At 51.7% G+C, this 17,847-nt stretch carries 16 protein-coding genes; 8 read left to right on the forward strand and 8 right to left on the reverse strand.

The annotated features are described in order from the left end of the window. Nucleotides 1–245: 245 nt before the first annotated feature. The 6 genes from ACG2E4_RS15315 to ACG2E4_RS15340 form a co-directional block, all read right to left on the reverse strand. Nucleotides 246–1,472 (reverse strand): hypothetical protein, encoded by a 1,227-nt coding sequence (locus tag ACG2E4_RS15315; protein WP_395277114.1) that lies wholly within the window; start codon nucleotides 1,470–1,472, stop codon nucleotides 246–248. A gap of 78 nt (nucleotides 1,473–1,550) precedes the next feature. Continuing rightward, entirely contained in the window at nucleotides 1,551–2,234 is a 684-nt protein-coding gene (locus tag ACG2E4_RS15320; protein ID WP_395258263.1) for an ABC transporter ATP-binding protein, read from the reverse strand. A 122-nt stretch (nucleotides 2,235–2,356) separates the two neighbouring features. Beyond that, on the reverse strand, nucleotides 2,357–3,577 hold the full coding sequence (locus tag ACG2E4_RS15325) for an ABC transporter permease (protein ID WP_395277115.1): 1,221 nt from the start codon (nucleotides 3,575–3,577) through the stop codon (nucleotides 2,357–2,359). A 2-nt stretch (nucleotides 3,578–3,579) separates the two neighbouring features. Further along, nucleotides 3,580–4,803, reverse strand: coding sequence for an ABC transporter permease (locus tag ACG2E4_RS15330; protein WP_395277116.1), 1,224 nt, complete (start codon nucleotides 4,801–4,803; stop codon nucleotides 3,580–3,582). A 74-nt stretch (nucleotides 4,804–4,877) separates the two neighbouring features. Next, nucleotides 4,878–5,639, reverse strand: coding sequence for an outer membrane lipoprotein-sorting protein (locus ACG2E4_RS15335; protein ID WP_395277117.1), 762 nt, complete (start codon nucleotides 5,637–5,639; stop codon nucleotides 4,878–4,880). Beyond that, on the reverse strand, nucleotides 5,608–6,198 hold the full coding sequence (locus tag ACG2E4_RS15340; RefSeq protein ID WP_395258255.1) for a TetR/AcrR family transcriptional regulator: 591 nt from the start codon (nucleotides 6,196–6,198) through the stop codon (nucleotides 5,608–5,610). The genes ACG2E4_RS15335 and ACG2E4_RS15340 overlap by 32 nt, the downstream gene beginning before the upstream one ends. Nucleotides 6,199–6,896: 698 nt before the next feature. Between ACG2E4_RS15340 and ACG2E4_RS15345 the strand changes: the two genes are divergently transcribed. Next, nucleotides 6,897–7,115, forward strand: a complete 219-nt coding sequence (locus tag ACG2E4_RS15345) for a cold-shock protein (protein ID WP_395258253.1) — start codon at nucleotides 6,897–6,899, stop codon at nucleotides 7,113–7,115. Nucleotides 7,116–7,324: 209 nt separating this feature from the next. Here the strand turns inward: ACG2E4_RS15345 and ACG2E4_RS15350 are convergent, their stop codons facing one another. Further along, a complete protein-coding gene (locus ACG2E4_RS15350; RefSeq protein ID WP_395277118.1) occupies nucleotides 7,325–8,221 on the reverse strand; it encodes a dimethylarginine dimethylaminohydrolase family protein in 897 nt (298 codons plus the stop codon). A 197-nt stretch (nucleotides 8,222–8,418) separates the two neighbouring features. On the opposite strand from ACG2E4_RS15350, the gene ACG2E4_RS15355 reads away from it, so the two are divergent. Together ACG2E4_RS15355 and ACG2E4_RS15360 are read left to right on the forward strand one after the other, a co-directional pair. After that, nucleotides 8,419–9,339 (forward strand): DUF58 domain-containing protein, encoded by a 921-nt coding sequence (locus ACG2E4_RS15355; RefSeq protein ID WP_395258250.1) that lies wholly within the window; start codon nucleotides 8,419–8,421, stop codon nucleotides 9,337–9,339. Between the two features lie 59 nt (nucleotides 9,340–9,398). Next, the gene (locus ACG2E4_RS15360) at nucleotides 9,399–10,553 is read left to right on the forward strand and encodes a serine hydrolase domain-containing protein (protein ID WP_395277119.1); all 1,155 of its coding nucleotides are present in this window, start codon (nucleotides 9,399–9,401) and stop codon (nucleotides 10,551–10,553) included. Nucleotides 10,554–10,961: 408 nt separating this feature from the next. Here ACG2E4_RS15360 and ACG2E4_RS15365 read toward each other — a convergent pair whose 3' ends face one another. Next, a complete protein-coding gene (locus tag ACG2E4_RS15365; RefSeq protein ID WP_395277120.1) occupies nucleotides 10,962–11,753 on the reverse strand; it encodes an SDR family oxidoreductase in 792 nt (263 codons plus the stop codon). A gap of 162 nt (nucleotides 11,754–11,915) precedes the next feature. Here ACG2E4_RS15365 and ACG2E4_RS15370 point away from each other — a divergent pair, with 162 nt between their 5' ends. The 5 genes from ACG2E4_RS15370 to hemC all read left to right on the forward strand — a co-directional run bounded on the left by ACG2E4_RS15370 (nucleotide 11,916) and on the right by hemC (nucleotide 17,780). After that, the gene (locus ACG2E4_RS15370) at nucleotides 11,916–12,617 is read left to right on the forward strand and encodes a response regulator transcription factor (RefSeq protein WP_395258243.1); all 702 of its coding nucleotides are present in this window, start codon (nucleotides 11,916–11,918) and stop codon (nucleotides 12,615–12,617) included. 100 nt (nucleotides 12,618–12,717) lie between these two features. Then, a complete protein-coding gene (locus ACG2E4_RS15375; RefSeq protein WP_395277121.1) occupies nucleotides 12,718–14,118 on the forward strand; it encodes a sensor histidine kinase in 1,401 nt (466 codons plus the stop codon). A gap of 339 nt (nucleotides 14,119–14,457) precedes the next feature. Next, nucleotides 14,458–15,582, forward strand: coding sequence for a ferrochelatase (hemH, locus tag ACG2E4_RS15380; RefSeq protein ID WP_395277122.1), 1,125 nt, complete (start codon nucleotides 14,458–14,460; stop codon nucleotides 15,580–15,582). Nucleotide 15,583: 1 nt separating this feature from the next. Beyond that, on the forward strand, nucleotides 15,584–16,852 hold the full coding sequence (hemA, locus tag ACG2E4_RS15385; protein WP_395258235.1) for a glutamyl-tRNA reductase: 1,269 nt from the start codon (nucleotides 15,584–15,586) through the stop codon (nucleotides 16,850–16,852). Further along, entirely contained in the window at nucleotides 16,845–17,780 is a 936-nt protein-coding gene (hemC, locus tag ACG2E4_RS15390; RefSeq protein WP_395258233.1) for a hydroxymethylbilane synthase, read from the forward strand. Before hemA ends, hemC begins: the two co-directional genes overlap by 8 nt. The last annotated feature ends 67 nt before the right edge of the window (nucleotides 17,781–17,847 follow it).

The following is a 17,847-nucleotide window of genomic DNA, read 5'->3' on the forward strand; positions in this document are numbered from 1 at the left end:
TAAGTTTATGTTGCGCAACGACTTAAATATACTGAATCTTCCGCTTTTTTATTCGAAATAAGTACTTTTCTTATCTCGAACTCACGTTAAATAGGGCTTCCCTCCTCAAAAGGTCACAATTGCTCCTTGCCGATGATAGAATTGTACCTTTTTGTGTGAACAAACCCCGTAAGGGTTCTAGTTATTTGCTGTTAGGAATTAGTTATTAGTTGTTTTTCCGAACAACCCCTCACGTCTCATGTCTGTCAGTACGACCATTTGAGGCGAAAAAAGAGCAGATTTGGAGTTTCGGTTAACCCGTCAAGCACCGATCCCTTGAGAAGTTGCGACAAGACCAGGAAGTCGAAGTTTTCAGCGAGAGATACGGAGATCTGGGGAATGAGGATAAATATCGATCGGTCGAAGCTGCCCATAAATCCGAGGTTGCCACTCACCAGGGGATGAAGCTGGTAGGAGCCGTTCAGGAAGAAAGCGCTGCGGGCAATGAACAGGTTGTCTGCGCTGGGGGGACGCGTGAGTTCCTGCAGGGCTGCCCCTTGACGCCGGTACCCGCCGTTGTACAGGAGCTCTCCCTGCAGATAGACGCCGTTGTCCAGCATGTAATCGATGCCGGCGGTAGCGGTAAAATGGCCCGTATCCCCAAAAAAACGATCCTCCGGGTGGAAATAGGTGAGTTCCCCCTTGAAGCCCGAATCCCGCAGGTAGCCAGCCCATCCGGCTCCCAGTACCGCGTACTCCAGGTAGTGGCCGGCCACAAACTGTACATCATAGCTGGCCAGGCTGGTGTGCACCATGCCCCCGATCACGGATTCGTCAAATGTGTCGCCGATTCGGTAGCCGGCCTCCACACCTGAGGCGTAGCTCCAGCTGTACTGCGCACTTATGGCATCCACGCCCGGCCGTTCCTCGTAATCAAAATTGAGATAGGAATAGGCGTTGAACAGGTCGTTGGGATTCCACACGTAGGTGCGTCCCCAGTTCAGTCGCTGGCGCCCCACGTGCAGCTCAAACGGGCCGTTGATGTAGCTCGCATGCAGCCGGTCGATCTGGGAGTGCAGAAGCGAGTGATCACCAGAGTGCCAAACCCGGGAGAGATCAAAATAATTGGGATCCTGCTCATAAAATTGCTTCAGGCCGGGTGTATGTTCGATGGAATATCCGTGCAGCAGCCGGGTGCGCAGGTCGGCGCGAAATTCCAGTTGATCGTGCAGCGTCCAGTCACTTTCCAGCCGGTGGTGCAGAATGTTATCGTAACGGAGCATGGAAAAGTCGTTGCTGATGGAAAGTTGCCCCAGTTCTTTCACGTAACCACTGAAATCAATATCGAATGCATCGTCCTGGGCATTTGAATTTATCGGTAAATAGAGTATGGTGGCTGCTAGCAGGAGCACACCCCGCAGAAGGTTCATAGTCAAAGAGCCTCCTCCCAAAGGGGAACGAAAGCGAATGTCCATGCGGGTAAAAAATTTCATAATAAATTCTTCAATTTATCTAAGCGGGTATCAATACGGAAATCGATATACGGGTCTCCAAGCTGATGCCACGTAACTTTATCGGATCTCATCCCGGTCAATTTGACCATCTACGAGTGTAACCACGCGGCGGGCCCGGTCGATGACCCGCTGATCATGCGTGGAAAAGACAAAGGTCATCTGTTCCTTGTCATTGAGTTCGGCCATCATATCCAGCAGCTCGCCGGAGGATACCGAATCGAGATTGGCGGTTGGCTCGTCGGCCAGCACAAAATCCGGTTTCGAAGCCAGGGCCCGTGCCACGGCCACCCGCTGCTGCTGGCCGCCGGAAAGCTCGGAGGGACGCTTGTCGATCTTGTCTGCCAGGCCAACCTCCTCCAACAGGTGAATGCTCTTCTCCCGGCACTCTTTGGCCGGGCGACCCTGCATCTGCATGACAAAAGAGACATTTTCTATGGAGGTGAGTACCGGAATCAGGTTGTAGGCCTGGAATACAAACCCGATATGGTGCAGCCGGAAATTGATCAGCTCGCTGTCGGAAAGCGTACCCAGGTCTGTCCCCTGTACGGTGACCGATCCCTCCGTGGGCGAATCGAGTCCGCCGATGATATTGAGCAGCGTCGTTTTACCGGAGCCCGAGGGTCCCACGATGGCGGTAAACTCCCCCTTGTCAATGGCAAGATCCACCCCGCGCAGGGCATGCACCGGCACCTGTTCTTTGTTATACACTTTGGTGACTCCGTGAGTAGTTATTACTGGCATGGTATGGCGTTATGGATTTCGTATTACGGGTTGCCGGGTGTTTTTGTATCGTTTTATGAAGGTAACTTTGTTCAAATTCTTATTCCCTGGTTAAAAACTTATTGAACCCGCTACCCCTGCCATCAAATCTTCCGAATCGCTTCCACCGGTTTTAGCTTCAGGGTTTTCCAGGCCGGGTACAGTGAAGATAGCAGGGCAGCCACCGCAATCATCAGTGCGATATTGAGATAGTAGATTGCCTCGATTTCGGGATAGATGACGGTACTCATCCCGTAGGCATTCAATCCCTCCGCAAAAGCGCTCAGGTTGATTCCAGTCTCTTTAAGCAGGTCGATGGAGATCCAGCTGCACAGCAGTCCCAGTGGAGCACCGGTCATGGTAAGGAAAACCGTCTCCGAGAGAATCATCATAAACAGCCTCACTTTGTTCATGCCCACCGCCATCAGCATGCCGAGTTCGCGGGTGCGCTCCAGGATCGCCATCAGCATGGTATTGATGATGCTGAAGACCAGCGCAATGACAATGATGACCATGAAAATGTAAAGAGTCACGTCCATCACGCTGTACACATATCGTAATTCCGGGGCGATATCTCCCCAGGATGTGACATTCAGGTTCGGGAACTGGCTGGCAAGCTGCTGTGCATAGTGTTCAGCCTGCCCGAAATCATCCACTTTGAGCGTTATTTTGTGCGTGAGGTCCTCCTTTTCCAGCAGGCTGTTGAGGTCGGTTGCTTCTACAAAGACGTTGCCGTTGTCGTAGTTGTTGTTGGGGGAATCAAAAATCCCGGCCACGCGGAAGGCCCCGGCGGTAATGTTTCCGTTGACATCCTGGAAGCTGAGCACCATTCTTGATTTTAAATCAAGATCGAGCCGTTCGGCCAGTTCGCGCCCGATGACCACCGGGTTTCGGCTTACGCCCTGCAGCATATCTCCCTCCACCAGGTATTGCTGAACAGGGTTTGTGCTGTCTGTTTTCGAATTTATCCCGTGAATGGATACGCCGTAGCTGTTGGAGGCGCTCTGGGCCAGGCCGGTGCTCAGGCTTTGCGGGCGAATTTCCGTGACGTGGGATTCGGCTTCCAGCCTGTCAATGACTTTATCGGCATCGGGGATTTCGCAGGTGGGATTAAATTGGTCCTCAAACCGGGGATGCGTGATCTGGATATGTCCCACGGAAAGATTGAGCTGATTCTGGAGATATCCCTGCGCCATGCCGTTCATAAATGCCGAGAGGAAAACACCGGCCCAGACCCCCAGCAGTACTGCAACTACCACGACGCCACTCCGCGTGGGATTACGCCACACATTTTTCCAGCCGAGACTGATGATTTTTAAAAACATGATTACCCCCTCATCGCTTCTACAGGATTAAGACGGATGGCCCGGATAATCGGTACCAGGCTGAACAGCAGGGTAATGAAAAATACGATGACCGCCTGGTTGAGGAAGATATCCGGCGCGACAGAGAATTGGAGTACGGGCTCCATCGCGTACTGCTGCAGGGCCGACTCCATATCGCCGGTGAGCTGGATCGGGTTGACATTGAAATACCACGAGATCGGCAGGCTCACCAGGATACCGAGCCCCGAGCCCAGCATTGAGATGAGGATCACTTCGCAGGAAAGGATCTTCAGGATCATGGAACGCGGGGTGCCCACCGACAGCATCACCCCAAATTCGTAGGTGCGTTCCGAGACCATCATGAGTACGGTGCCCAGGATGCCGAATCCGACAACCATATAGAGCACCATCAGTATGATGATGCCGCTGCCGCGGTCGGCCTGAATCGCCTGCTGCAGCTCGGGCATGAGTTCTTCCCAGGACATCACCTCGTACCGGTCCGGCGAAAGACGATTTCGGAGCTGCTGAACAGAAGGTTGAACCTCCCGGGCATCATCAAGAATGAGGGCCGCGGTGGTGATTCGGTCGGGGGCAACAAAAAAGTTCTGTGCAGCCTCCAGCGGCAGGTAGACCAGGCTGCTGTTTAGCTGCGGGTTCGGATAGGAAACCGTTCCCCTGATGGGGTAGAGCCCGGTGGCGTTCATCCCGCGGTATCCCTGGCCGATGAGTACCAGGCTGTCCCCGATCTGCGCGTCGAGTCGTTCCATCAGTTCATGGCCCACAAGGGCCGCCTGCTCGCTGTTCGATTCAAAATAGCGGCCCTCCCGAAGCCGGTTTTGCGGGGCGCTGAGGGCTCGTTCGGCTTCTACGTCGATACCCATCACCATGGCCGGACGGCTCTGCTCGCTGGTGGCCGCCAGGGCGTATGACTCGATACGCGGGGCAATTGTCGTCACTGATTCCACCTGGCGTACCTGTTGCTGTAGCGAGTCGGACAAAACGAAGCTGTTATTTAACGTCTGTTCATCCCAGTACCCGTTGGCGTGAACCTGGATATACCCGGTGAAAGTACCCACCGTGCTCTCTATCATGTTGTCATACTGTCCCTCCTGGCTGGAGCGTGTGATGGCAGAAAGCGCCACGGCCACCACGATGGAAGCCAGTGTAATGATGGTACGCCGCCTGTTCCTCCAGATATTCCGCCAGGCCAGTTTAAATGCGAGCATGTTTAGTGTTCAGTTATCAATTATCAGAGATTGTTTCTTCTTCGCATTACGCATTTTGCAACAGGCATCAACTGTCATTCAACGCGTTTCATATTCTGTATGCTGAAGAAGCTCTCCGAAATGTCGATATCAAATTCAATTTCGTTGTACATGAGCACCGTTTTATTCCCGGGCTCGTCCGTCGGTTCCATCTCCATGTACGTCGGGATAAACCGTCCATCCAGCTCTTCCACCTTCGAGCCCGTCATGGTTCGCATGAGCGTGCTATCCTCATCGTAAAACTCGGTGCGCAGCTGCAGGTACTCCTCTTTGGATATAAATACATTCACCTTGCCCCAGACGACCGGGGCCTCGGGCGTGGGTATCATTTCGATATTGTAGCAGTCGTAGCCGCTAATAGTGGTGTCACCCACAATTTCGTGCGTATAGTCGGTAACGATGGAGGATTCGCGCACGAGATCGTTGTTCGAAAAGTCGGAACCCATCCACGACTGACTCATCATGGAGGGCGGCAGCTTGATTGTCCGGTTGATGTTCGGCAGCCAGTTCCAGATTTCGTTGCCCCGCTTCAGGTAGGCCGTGCCTTCGTCGCGGGCCGGGGCTGTCACCAGCATCAGGCTGTACTCATCGCCCTTGTTCCAGGATTTAATAGTGAGCGAACGATCCCAGTTGGGGCGTATGATCTTCATCGTGATTTCCGCCCGCGAGCTCTCACCCCGCATCTTCAGGTCGGCCTGCCGTACAATCTCGGTGGCATCCTGCGCCAGTGCCGGCAGCGCGAGTGTAAGAGACAGCAAAAGAGAACTAGCGATCTTCTTTGGGGTGCACATATTCATCCAGGATTTTTTGTTTGATTGTTGTGTAGGGATACTCCTTGCCCATGGTGATGCAGCCCAGCGCCACGCCATCCAGCTTGGCCGCCAGGTAGTAGGCTTCATCCTCGGGATCGTCATACCCCAGCTTTTCCAGCAATTCCGACAGCAGCCTGACCTGCCGTTCGTTTTCCTTCTGAATATGGGGCTGGAGTTTGGCCACCGCATCCGGCTGCAGGGCTAAAGAGATCATCAGTCGCATGATCTCCGATGATTCTTCAATATAACCGAATACTTTTTCCAGCATCAGTTCCAGGCATTCGGCAGGGGAACACCCGTCGGGGAAAGTTGTGGCCTCTTTCCCCATCTCCTGCAGATCTTCAAAAATAGATACCAATATCTCCTCCTTGCTGGAGAAATAATGGTAGATCAGTCCCTTTGAAACTGCAGCTTTTTCGGCAACCCTGCGTACCGAGGTGTTGGAAAAGCCCTCTTTTGCAAACAACTGAAAGGCGGCCTCCTTGATCTGGTTGCGGGTTTGTTCCCGGATCTCTTCATTTTGTTCGGGTGTTCTGGGTGACATGGTCATCACATTTACAGAGTCTTAAAAACCGGTTTTCTGAGCACTTTTTTGCCCGAAAATTCAACCTCCCCAGGTATGAGCAGCAACCTGCGGTTTCGAATCCGCGGGGGCATGGGTGTACTAACAAACCTTGGTTTCCAGCCCCCCCCCCTCTTCTGTTGACTAATCGTTCAGTCAAAAATGTAGCTAAAGAAGAAATTACAGTCAAATTAAATTATCTGGCAACTGTGCATCATCAACTTGTTGTTGAATGGGATACCTTCAAAATATGGACGAGATCCTTGTCATATGAATTATAGACAATCCGATAGTTTTCTCTTAGAGGGCTTTGTAAAATCCGCTATTCCCCGTTATGAGGGAGTTGTACTCACGTTTAAAAAAGTAAACAGGGTCGGTGGTACAACCCCCTCCCAACCACATAACAGGTTCCGCAAAGGTCCATAGAATTACCCGGATCCCAGGAAGAACGCTGGTACACCAATCAACCAATGACTACGCCAGGAACAGTGTGCCCGAAGAGGAGATATTTTCAGGAAGCGATTTTTTCTGTCAAAAAAATAGGTATTCCCGATAATTAGGCGTATGTTAGGGCGTTATATTTAATTACTCACCTGTATTATTATTTTTTTGGAAAGACGCGTTAACCCAACTCCTTTCATAAGATGAACCTATAGGTGCATAAAAAACACACAGTACCAATGGCACAACAAGGAAAAGTAAAGTTTTTTGACACTCAAAAAGGATTTGGATTTATCAAACCTGATGATGGAGGCAAAGATGTCTTCGTTCATAGAAATAACGTAGACGCTCTTGGACCGAACCAGGGCTTAGAGGATGATGAAGCCGTCGAATTTGACGTCGAGGAAACACCAAAAGGTTTAAGCGCAACGAACGTTGTAAGCTTGGATTACAAATAGTTTGAAGATATTCAGACTTTGAGCAGAAGGCCTGTTCCATTGCGGAGCAGGCCTTCTTTGTTTCATGGAGGAAAAGCGGGGAATCGAAGAGTCGGGTGAGGGAGAAGAGGAAGCCGGTCTTGCTGCCAATTTCATTCCCGGATAACTGTTGATCATCTAAAATCAATCTCGGTACAGAGTTGTAACCCCGCCTTTTAAACGACAGTACCTCACCAGAGGAGTTGCTTCATGCAGAATACGCTTCCGCCGCTTTTCAGGTATTCCGAGGTCTCCACTTCGTGAATGGTAAAGCCGGCCTCCCTTAGCTTGCTGTTGACCTCTCTGCAGCCCTGTTGGATGATCACGTTTTTGCCGTCCGGGCAGGAGGCGTTGCAGGCAAAACGCTCTTTGGCTTCATCTTCGCTGGCTTCAATAACGTGATCGAAAACGGCGTGGATGAGTTTAAGTCCCGATTCAGTAAACGCTTGCGGGTAGATAAGGACAGTGGTCTCATTTAATACGCAGAAGCAGGTATCCAGGTGATAAAAGTGCTCGTCCGCAAGCCGGAGGGCCATGACCGGCACATCCAGCATCCCGGAAACGGTTTTGTAGGCCTCCCTGGAGGTCCGGTACCCGTAGCCGCCCCAAAGCAGGCGCCGGCCGGAATGCCAGATCGCATCTCCGCACCCCTCGAAAGCCCGGACTTTTTCACGGTCCAGGTACCGTATTTCATAGCCCTGCTGCCGGTACCACTGCTCAATGTAGGGAACCTCTTCTTTGCGCATATCCGAATGCATGATACTCATGACCACCTGTTTTCTTCCTGCAGGATTGATATAAGGCAGGCTCTGATTCGCACAGAATACCATATCGGGCAGTCCTTTTTGTCCCTCCAGCCGGTGAACCGAAAATCCCAGTTGCCTGAACACCCCGAGTACCTGCTGCCACTGGTTCCGTGCAGCCGTTTTATCTACATTGCCGATGTTGTCAGCCATATGTGGGTTGATCGCGTAATCCACTGAAAAAAAGGTCGGTTCCACCATCAACACCTGTTTGGGGGCCGGCAGGGCGGGAAGGTTGTGAGCAGAAAAGGTAAGGTGGTCGACCGAGGTGATAACCTGTGCCATAAGAATTAAGGTACCTGGTATTCATGTGTATCGTTTAAAGATATTACATTTCGGGCCCGCAGAAAAGCAGGCAACTTCCATCATTGCAAAAGATTCTTTTACAAAAAATATTTTTATTTGCCATTGAAATAGGCATACTTTTATCTGCTGGTAACAAAGCCTGTACTGTTCGGGCATCCACGAACGAGTTAATTTATATGCTGCTTAACCCGGAACTGCTTTCACAATTGGCACCCCTGGAGCTCAGGGCCCGAAAAATTGTGGAGGGCTTCATATCAGGTCTGCACAAAAGCCCGTACTACGGGTTTAGTGTGGAGTTTGCCGAGCATCGTCCATATAATTTCGGGGATGACCTGAAACATGTGGACTGGAAAGTGTATGCGAAAACCGAACGGTTTTACGTGAAGCGGTATGAGGAGGAGACCAACCTCAGGGCCTACCTGCTGCTCGATACCAGCAGTTCGATGTATTTCAAGCATTTTGCCGAGTGGACCAAATTGCGGTATGGCATCAATTTCGGTGCAGCCCTGCTTTACCTGATGCACCGGCAGCGCGATGCCACGGGGCTGATACCTTTTAATGATAAAATTGAGCATTTTATTCCCGCCAAATCTTCGTATTCGCATCTTCGGCTTATATTTGGTGAGCTGGAAAAGCGGCTGGAACAGGAGGAAAAGGGACCGCAGGACCGCCGTAAAACGGCTTCGGCCCGCGTTATCCACGAAGTGGCTGAACGGTTAAAGCATCGCAGCCTGGTGGTTATTGTGACCGACCTGTTCGAGAATGTTGATAAGCATGAACAGCTCATATCGGCACTGAAGCACCTGCGGCACCGCAAGCACGAGGTATTGGTGTTTAACGTAATGGAGAAAAAAAGTGAGCGAGAGCTGGATTTTCCCGATCACCGGTTCCGCATGCAGGATATGGAGACAGGCACGGAAATGGAGGTTTTGCCGGCGCAGGTAAAAGAGGACTACAAAAAGAAAGTTGCCGAATATACCCATCAGTTTAAAATGGCGTGCAGCGAGTTCCAAATCGATTTTGAAGAGGTAGACACGCAAAGTTCATTTGACCTGGCCCTTTTGGCATACCTGAACAAGCGCAAAAAGCTTGGTTAAATAATCGGAACTAAGTGAATATATTCGATTTGCATAGGTGGATAGATCTCAGGAGTGAAATGAATATAAAGATCGTTCTGCTCAATATGGTGTTTCTGCTTTCGGTTTCAGGGCCCCTGTACGCTCAGCCGGCGCTGTCCCAGAGCATCGACAGCCTGGTGGCATCTTATGAAGAAAAGGATCTCTTCAGCGGGTCGATACTGGTAGCCCGCTCGGGAGAGGTGTTCAGTGCCGGATACGGGATGGCCAATCGTTCCTGGGATATCCCCAACAGCCCGGAAACGCGGTTTCGGATCGCCTCGCTGACGAAACCGTTTACCGCCATGCTCGTTTTGCAGCTGGTGGAGCAGGGTAGCTTGTCGCTGGATGATCTGATTGTTCAGTACCTGCCCGATTTTCCTGCTGAATATGTTGCTGACGTGACTATACGCCACTTGCTGAGCCACACTTCCGGTATTCCCAGTTACACCAATTTCACCAACTGGGTGGATACCACGAGCCGGGTAAATGTACAACCGGCCAGTTTTACAGAGCTTATCGCCTCAAAAGAGCTGGCATTTGAGCCAGGTACCGGGTTCAGGTACAGTAACTCAAACTACTACCTGCTGGGAGTGATTATTGAAAAAGTGACCGGTATGTCCTACAGCCGGGTGCTCCAGGAGCAGGTTCTGGATCCGGGTCGCCTTGGTGATACCGGCTACCAGTTCAACGGCATGATAATTGAACAGATGGCGGAAGGTTATGAACGGATCTCCAGCGACTACTACGAGAAAGCCCCCTATCAAAGCCCCTCGACCGCCTATGCCGCGGGCGGCATCTATTCGGCTGTTCATGACCTCTATCAGTGGGAGCAGCTGCTGTACAGCGATCGCCTGCTGATGGAGGAAACCCGCCAGCAGATGATGACGCCCCGGGAGGGAAATTACGGCTACGGGTGGATCGCGGGGGAGGCTTACGTCGATGAGGTAGCCCGTTTTCTAAAGTCACCGTTCGATTTCTCCACAAATTCACGGCCTGAACCAGAGCCCTACCGCCTGGTTTGGCACCGGGGATCGCATCCCGGTTTCAACTCCCTGCTGGTACGGGTCCCCGACCCGCGATGGACGATTATTATCCTTGAAAACCAGCAGCTGAACGGTGATCCTGTTGGCACAAAAATTTATGATATCGCCGGTGAGATTTTTTCAATACTGGATGGCCGTCGCCAGCCGTAAGCGAATAATGCCGTGCTGTTCCCCTTTTCTTCCTTGTGGACTGGAGGCCTGTCTGACCCGCTTTTATCCAAGAAATTGGGATCTATCCCAACCGGCCTGTGGATTGTTGAGCCCCCAGCAAAAAAATACCGCCAGATAATTGTCGGGTTCGCTTTTGCTCAGACACAAGAAACACGATACAACGGGAAAATGCGTAAGACTCCTTGAGCAAGGAAATCAAAATTAGCCCGGATCTCACCAAGAAATTTGTTTTTCAGCAAGGCGAAGGGCAAATTTCGCAGCCTTTTACAGACTGTAATGATGAGTTGGCAGTAAAAAATGACATAAGGTATTGTCATCCATAAAGTGACAGAAACTTATACAAAATACTTTTGAGAACTTCGGGTTAGCCAACAACCTACACCAGGATCACGTCACGTCCGAATTTCTCAGGATCGCATTCAGCAGCCTCGGCGAGATCCGCTTCAGGTAAACCCCCATCAGTTCCATGCCCCCGATGTAAATTTCTTCCTTTTCCCGGAGTATCTTGGGGAGCAGTTTTTGCGCAAAAGTGGACGGTTTCATCCCTTTTTTCTGTCCTTCGCCCATTTTGTTGTGTTTGGATCCGTCGCCTTCAAGGGCGTTGAGCGTGACGTCGGTTTTGATGAAACCCGGGCACACCAGGGAGACCTTGATATTGTCGTCGTGGATCTCCTGGCGCAGGCAGTCGAACCAGCCGTGCAGGGCGTGCTTGGAGGCCGCATACGCTGAACGAAGCCGGGTGCCGAATTTGCCCATCACGCTGCTGGTTACCACAATATGTCCCGACTGTCGCTGCTTCATTGCGGGAAGCACTGCTTTTGTTAAGGCCACCGTACCAAAAAAATTGACCTCCATTACTTTCCGAACGACCTCCATATCGGTGTCAACAGCCAGGGAGCGCTGGCTAATCCCCCCGTTGTTAAAGAGGTAGTCGATATGGCCAAAAGCGGAACGGGCCTGTTCCGCCTTTTGGGGCAGGGTGCCGGTTTCGGTCAGATCCAGCGGAATAATCTCTACCTCGGAAGGGATGGCGCACTGCCGCCGAACGCGTTCCAGGGCTTGTTCCCGGCGCGAGGAGATGATCAGCTTGCTCCCCCTTTTGCTCAGGGCATAGGTCAAGGCTTCTCCAATACCGGAGGAGGCACCGGTGATCCAGACTGTTTTATCCTCAAAAGACATAATTCTTGCGCGTTTTAAGCAGTTTCGGTAAATATCTGATTCTCTGGATGATAAGGTATCAAGCGGTTAATCGCACAACCGGAATTTATTTTCGTTGTTCGGTCCCTGCTTTCTATCTGAGTTTTTGTATTTTCAGGCGTAATGTTAACAAAATGAGCAGTTTTGGCACACAAGCACACCATATTGTTAGTAGAAGATGAAAAAGAGCCGGCGGAAATGCTGGCCAATTTTTTGGAAATGAATGATTATGAAGTCCTGGTAGCCCACGAGGGCAATGACGCTCTCGACCTGATCGACCGGAGGGCCAGTGATATCCATATTGCGGTTCTCGATATTATGGTTCCCAATGTGGATGGAAAGGAGATCTGCCGTAGAATCCGGAGTCACCCGGTGTTGAATGATATTCCGGTGATTTTCCTTACGGCAAAGGACAAAGAGAAGGATGAGATAGAAGGCCTCGAGCTGGGAGCCGATGACTATATATCAAAGCCCGCCAGCCTGAACCTGGTAAAAGCGCATGTCGAAACCCTGCTGAGGCGTCAAAATCCCCAAAAGGCAAACTGGCTGCAGTATGGCAATACCTACCTGGATGTGGATGCCAAGGAGCTGTATGTAGATGACGAAAAAGTAGAACTTACCTCGACGGAATATACCCTTATCGAGCTTTTTTACCAGAATCCCAAACGGGTGTACAGCCGGCAGGAGATACTGGAGCATATCACCGAGGATGATCACTTCGTCTTTGACCGCACCGTGGATGTGCATGTAAAAAACCTGCGACTAAAAATGGGCGATGCGGGAAAGATCATCAAAACATACCGCGGCATCGGGTACGGGTTGAATCGCGACCTGGTAGGCGTTTGATCCCCGTTTGTGCCGATGATATGGTCCAGGGTTTCGAGTTGAACAAGCAGGATTCAGCCGGCACAATCTGTGTTGGAAATTGTTACAATAGAGTTAAAATATGAGTATACGCTCCAAGCTGGCATGGACTTTCATTATACTGTTGATATTCGGCATTACGGCCATCAGCAGCTACTCCATCCTTTTTATCAGGAATTACATGCTGGAGGAGGGGGTGGAACAGATCCAGAAGGATACGCAGTGGCTGGCGGTGACGATAGAAAACCTGGCGGCCGGGGATGATTTTGAATCTTCGTTTCGCGAGGCGGCTGAGACATCGGGCTATCAGCTGGCACTGTACGACAATGACGGGGTGCTGTTTTCCACCTATCCCGATACCGGGCTCACTGACCTTGCGAGATACCTGAAGCACGATCTGCAGGTAACGCTGGAGGCCCGCAACAAGGTTCCCCTGGTACAAAACGAGCCCGAAAATACCAAGCTGATCAGCTACGCATACCTGCCCAACAGCGGCAATGCCGCACGATATATCCGGGTTAGCCAGTTTAAAGACCAGATTTACGCCCCGATTAAGACGATCCGCTGGATTATCTATTACGGGATGTTTATCTCCATAGGTCTTGTCATCATCGTGAGTATATGGATTGCGCGCTACCTCACGAAACCGATCACCGAGATCAAGAATGTGGCCAGGCAGATAGCAGCGGGTGATGTGGACAAGCAGATCGACCTGAACCGTAAGGATGAATTTGGCACGCTGGCGGAGTCGCTCAACCAGATGGCCTCGAAGCTGCGGAAGGATACTGAAAAAATTAAGAAGTCGGCCCTCAAGCAGCAGCAGTTTTTTGCCGACATCACCCATGAAATCCGCAATCCCCTGCACACCATCTCCGGAGCTCTCGAGCTGTTGGAGATGGAAAATCTCCCCGGGGAGCAGCGAAAAAAATATCTCAAGAATGCGCAAACACAAACAGACCGGATTGGCCGCCTCTTCAAGGATTTGATGACCCTGCAGCGCTATGATTCAGATGAGTATTTTATTGAAGAGCAGGTGTTCGACCTTTCCGAGATTGCTCATCATGTCCGGGAGCTGTATGACGACAAGGCCCGGGAAAAATCGGTCGAACTGAAGGTGGATACCCACTCCTGCAAGGTGATTGGCGATCCCGGGAAAATTGAGCAGGTGGTCGATAACCTTGTATCCAATGCTATTAAATATACCAATGAAGGGTCGATAGCCTTAACTTACCAGCAGAGCGACGGAGAGGTGAGGGTGCAGGTAAAGGATACCGGAATCGGAATTTCACAGGAGCACCTGGACCGGCTGTTCGACCGGTTCTACCGGACCGACAAGGCGCGATCGCGCGACAAGGGAGGTACGGGGCTGGGGCTGGCGGTCGTCAAAAGTATCCTCAGCGCCCACGGCCGGGATATCCATGTGGACAGCCAGCTGGAACGGGGCTCTACCTTCTGGTTTACGCTGCCGCACTTCCGGGAATGATACCATGTTCAATGCACTGTACAGAGATACGGGAACACTGCCCAAATTACATCTGCCGGCGACGGGAAATGGCTATCCGCGAAGGCTTCTCTGCCAGCCAATAGTCCCGCAGACTTCTGGAATGTTCTGCGAGGCCGGTATTGGAGGTTGGCTACTCACATTATCTGTATAGATCGATTCTAAATAAAGGTGGTCCCCTGCTCTTCAAATTCCCTTCACAAAAGATTTATTTATTTAGGAGCTTGAAAAAGGCATGTTACGTCGTTTGGGTTTATTCCTATCAGAGGACCTGCAAAGGCCTCTATCAGTTAACCGGATACGTAGAAGAATTATTTGTTTATGGCAGATCAGAACATAAAACTGGGTGTGGTCCTGATGAATCTCGGTGGTCCCACCGGTGAAGAGTATGTACGCCCGTTCCTGTACAACCTGTTCCGCGATGAAGATATCATAAAAATGGGCGGCGGCAGGGTGCAGGACTTTTTTGCAAAGATCATATCAAAGTTCCGCGCTCCCAATGTGGCCGAGGATTATGAAGAGATTAACGGCTGTTCCAAAGGATGCACCGGAAACAAACACTGCCCAAACCGAAAAAACAGTGTCGTTTCAACATGTTGTTCTCCCATCAACAGTTTGACGGAAAAACAGCGGCGCGGCCTGGAAAAGCATCTGAAGAACACGTTGCCGGCCGATGTAGATGCAAAAGTCTACACCTGCATGCGGTACTTTGTGCCGTTTGCCGAAACGACGATGCAGGATATGGTGGACGACGGCATCACGCACGCGGTGATGGTTCCGCTCTACCCGCAGTTTTCGTGGACCACCACTGGCAGCAGCTTCAGGGACTGGGAGACCAAGCGGGATCAGAAGTTTGGCAGCAGCACGCCCTGGAAAGAGTTTCACGTGAAGAACTATTACCTGAATCCCCATTACCTGGAGGCGATGAACAGCCGCATCGACGAGGCGCTGGATGCGATGGACGAGGAGACGCGCAATAAAACGCACCTGATTTTCAGCGCACACGGTACCCCGCTGCTGGAGGTCAAAAGCGGCGATCCCTACACCGCCGAAATCAAGGAGACGATGGAAGCGATCATGGAGCTTCGAGATTATGAGGAGCCGTACTGGCTGGGGTACCAGTCGAAAGTGGGGCCGCAGAAATGGACCCAGCCCAACACGGCCGAACTGGTGGAGCGCCACCTGGAATATGGAATAAAAAACTTCCTCATGGTGCCGATCGCTTTTGTAACCGATCATATTGAAACACTCTACGAGCTCGGCGTGGAGCTGGTGGAGGACCTGGAAGAGGAAGGATATGAATTTGAAAACCTGGCCGTAATGAAAGGAATTAACGATCATCCCTCTTACATCCAGGCGCTTTCAGATGAAGTGATCAAAAAAGTGGGTCATCTGCTTCCGCAACAGCAAACTGAAACAGACAGTGAAGAGAAGGTAACAGCATAGCATGATGCAACAGGTTGATCAGGAACTTGGTGATTTTTGTGTGGTCGGTGTCAACCACTGGGAGGCTGCTATTGAAGTACGTGAAAAATTCAGCCTCAGCGACCAGCAAAAACAGGAGCTGATAGAAGGAGCGCTGCGTGAAGGTGTTAACAGCCTGTTCGTGGTTTCCACCTGCAACCGCACGGAGATATTTGCGAAGGATACGTCCCCCGAAGAGCTCATACGCCTGCTGATCACCTATTCCGATGCCTCGCTGGACCAGTTTCACAGCTACGGGTTTGAAAAAGTGGGCCGCCCGGCGGTCGATCACCTGTTCCAGGTTACCGTGGGACTCGATTCCCAGATTTTAGGCGACCTGCAAATTGTCAACCAGGTCAAAGAGGGCTACGAATTTGCCTCTGAAAAAGATGCGGTCTCCGGCGAGCTGCACCGGCTGATGCAGCATGTGTTCCGTGCCCACAAGCGATCGCGTAATGAAACCTCCCTGGGCGAAGGGGCTGCCACGACGGCCTACGCCGCCGTGCAGTTTGCAATGAAAACGTTTGAGAGCCTCACCGATAAAAATATCCTGCTGATCGGCACCGGGAAAATCGGTAAGGTGACCTGCAAGAACCTGGTGAGTTTGGGAGCCCGGAAAGTGACGCTGGTGAACCGCACGCGCGATCGCGCTGAATTTGTGGCCGACAAATATGACCTGGAAGTGGCCGATTATGACAACCTGCCCCGGCAGATTGATGAGTCGGACCTGGTCATTGTCGCTACAGGTGCTTCGGAGCCGGTTATCACGCTGGAGGATATGGAACACTCGAAAGCCCGGGGCCGGTTCAAGGTGATGCTCGATCTTTCGGTACCCCGCAACATCGATCCTCAGGTCGGTTCGCTCGATTTTGTCGATCTCGCAAATATGGATTTCCTGGCGGATGTAACCGATGATGCCTACCAAAAGCGGGAAGAAAACATCCCACTGGTAAAAAAAATTATTGAAGACGAAGTTACCGACTACCAGAACTGGCTGAGCGTCCAGAAAGTGGTGCCAACAATCAAGGCGCTGACGAGCAAGTTTGAGTCGATCCGGGAGGATGAGTTCGACTTTTTCAAGAACAAGATCAAGGACAGCGATCGTGACAAAGTCGAAAACCTGACCCGTCGTATCGTCAACAAAATTGCCGCCTATTCAATTGAACACCTGCGCGATCACCATGAATCGGAACAGGTGACCAGGGTCGTTAACGATATGTTCAAGCTGGAAACCGACCGGAATCATGATTAAACGAAAGAGGCTTCGTATCGGCACGCGCGAAAGCGAACTGGCAACCTGGCAAGCGAAAACGGTTGCCCGACAGCTCTCCAGGCTCGGCCATGAAACCGAGCTTGTTTTCGTTAAGTCGGAGGGGGATATCGATCTCACCACGCCGCTCACCGAAATGGGGGGCAAGGGCGTGTTCACCAAGGCGCTGGACGATGCCCTTTTGAACGACGAGATCGACCTGGCGGTCCACTCCTACAAAGATCTTCCCACAGAAAACCCGCTGCCCCTGAAAGTGGCCGCTGTACTCGAACGGGCCGATGCGCGGGACACACTGGTTGCGCCTGGTGGCACCGATTTTTTGGAAGATACAGACTGTGAAGCAACCATCGCCACCAGCAGTAACCGCAGGCGCGCGCAGTGGCTCAATCGCTATCCCAACCACACCATCACCAACATCCGTGGCAACGTGAACACGCGTCTCCGAAAGGTGGAGGAGAACGCATGGGACGCGGCTATTTTCGCTGCGGCGGGACTCACGCGTATCGGGCTGGGCGAGCATATTAGCGCCTACCTCGACTGGATGGTGCCCGCGGCCGCCCAGGGAGCCATGGCCGTGATGATCCGGGAGGAGGACCTGGTGCTGCAACGGCAGCTGAACGACCTGAACCACCGTGAGACGGAACTATGCACCCGCGTTGAGCGCGATTTCCTGCACGACATGGAAGCCGGATGCAGTGCGCCCGTCGGCGGATATGCCTCAATCGAGGGTGACATGCTGCACTTCAAAGCCGTAGCCCTGATGCTGGATGGCAGCGAGCGGTTTGATTTTGAGATCACCGAGCCGGTAGACCGGTCAGCAGAATTAGGACACCGCGCGGCGGAGGAGCTGCTGGAGCAGGGCGCCTCCAAAGTGATCGACCAGATGAAGGAAACGGAACAGGAAGAATAAGAAATCCACAAAAAGATACTACCGAAATAGCGCGAACGTCCCGCTCGTGCTATTGAAGACTTGTGTT

The sequence above is a fragment of the Halalkalibaculum sp. DA384 genome, from assembly GCF_043951955.1.
GTDB lineage: Bacteria > Bacteroidota > Rhodothermia > Balneolales > Balneolaceae > JAMQKA01.

What these genes read in the sequence shown, in the direction of transcription:
- ACG2E4_RS15330 (WP_395277116.1), bottom strand. Translation starts at nt 4,803, where the DNA reads ATGCTCGCATTTAAACTGGCCTGGCGGAATATCTGGAGGAACAGGCGG.
- ACG2E4_RS15355 (WP_395258250.1), top strand. Translation starts at nt 8,419, where the DNA reads ATGCTGCTTAACCCGGAACTGCTTTCACAATTGGCACCCCTGGAGCTC.
- ACG2E4_RS15325 (WP_395277115.1), bottom strand. Translation starts at nt 3,577, where the DNA reads ATGTTTTTAAAAATCATCAGTCTCGGCTGGAAAAATGTGTGGCGTAAT.
- hemA (WP_395258235.1), top strand. Translation starts at nt 15,584, where the DNA reads ATGATGCAACAGGTTGATCAGGAACTTGGTGATTTTTGTGTGGTCGGT.
- ACG2E4_RS15335 (WP_395277117.1), bottom strand. Translation starts at nt 5,639, where the DNA reads ATGAATATGTGCACCCCAAAGAAGATCGCTAGTTCTCTTTTGCTGTCT.
- hemC (WP_395258233.1), top strand. Translation starts at nt 16,845, where the DNA reads ATGATTAAACGAAAGAGGCTTCGTATCGGCACGCGCGAAAGCGAACTG.
- ACG2E4_RS15365 (WP_395277120.1), bottom strand. Translation starts at nt 11,753, where the DNA reads ATGTCTTTTGAGGATAAAACAGTCTGGATCACCGGTGCCTCCTCCGGT.
- ACG2E4_RS15360 (WP_395277119.1), top strand. Translation starts at nt 9,399, where the DNA reads ATGAATATAAAGATCGTTCTGCTCAATATGGTGTTTCTGCTTTCGGTT.
- ACG2E4_RS15315 (WP_395277114.1), bottom strand. Translation starts at nt 1,472, where the DNA reads ATGAAATTTTTTACCCGCATGGACATTCGCTTTCGTTCCCCTTTGGGA.
- ACG2E4_RS15350 (WP_395277118.1), bottom strand. Translation starts at nt 8,221, where the DNA reads ATGGCACAGGTTATCACCTCGGTCGACCACCTTACCTTTTCTGCTCAC.
- hemH (WP_395277122.1), top strand. Translation starts at nt 14,458, where the DNA reads ATGGCAGATCAGAACATAAAACTGGGTGTGGTCCTGATGAATCTCGGT.
- ACG2E4_RS15340 (WP_395258255.1), bottom strand. Translation starts at nt 6,198, where the DNA reads ATGTCACCCAGAACACCCGAACAAAATGAAGAGATCCGGGAACAAACC.
- ACG2E4_RS15345 (WP_395258253.1), top strand. Translation starts at nt 6,897, where the DNA reads ATGGCACAACAAGGAAAAGTAAAGTTTTTTGACACTCAAAAAGGATTT.
- ACG2E4_RS15320 (WP_395258263.1), bottom strand. Translation starts at nt 2,234, where the DNA reads ATGCCAGTAATAACTACTCACGGAGTCACCAAAGTGTATAACAAAGAA.
- ACG2E4_RS15375 (WP_395277121.1), top strand. Translation starts at nt 12,718, where the DNA reads ATGAGTATACGCTCCAAGCTGGCATGGACTTTCATTATACTGTTGATA.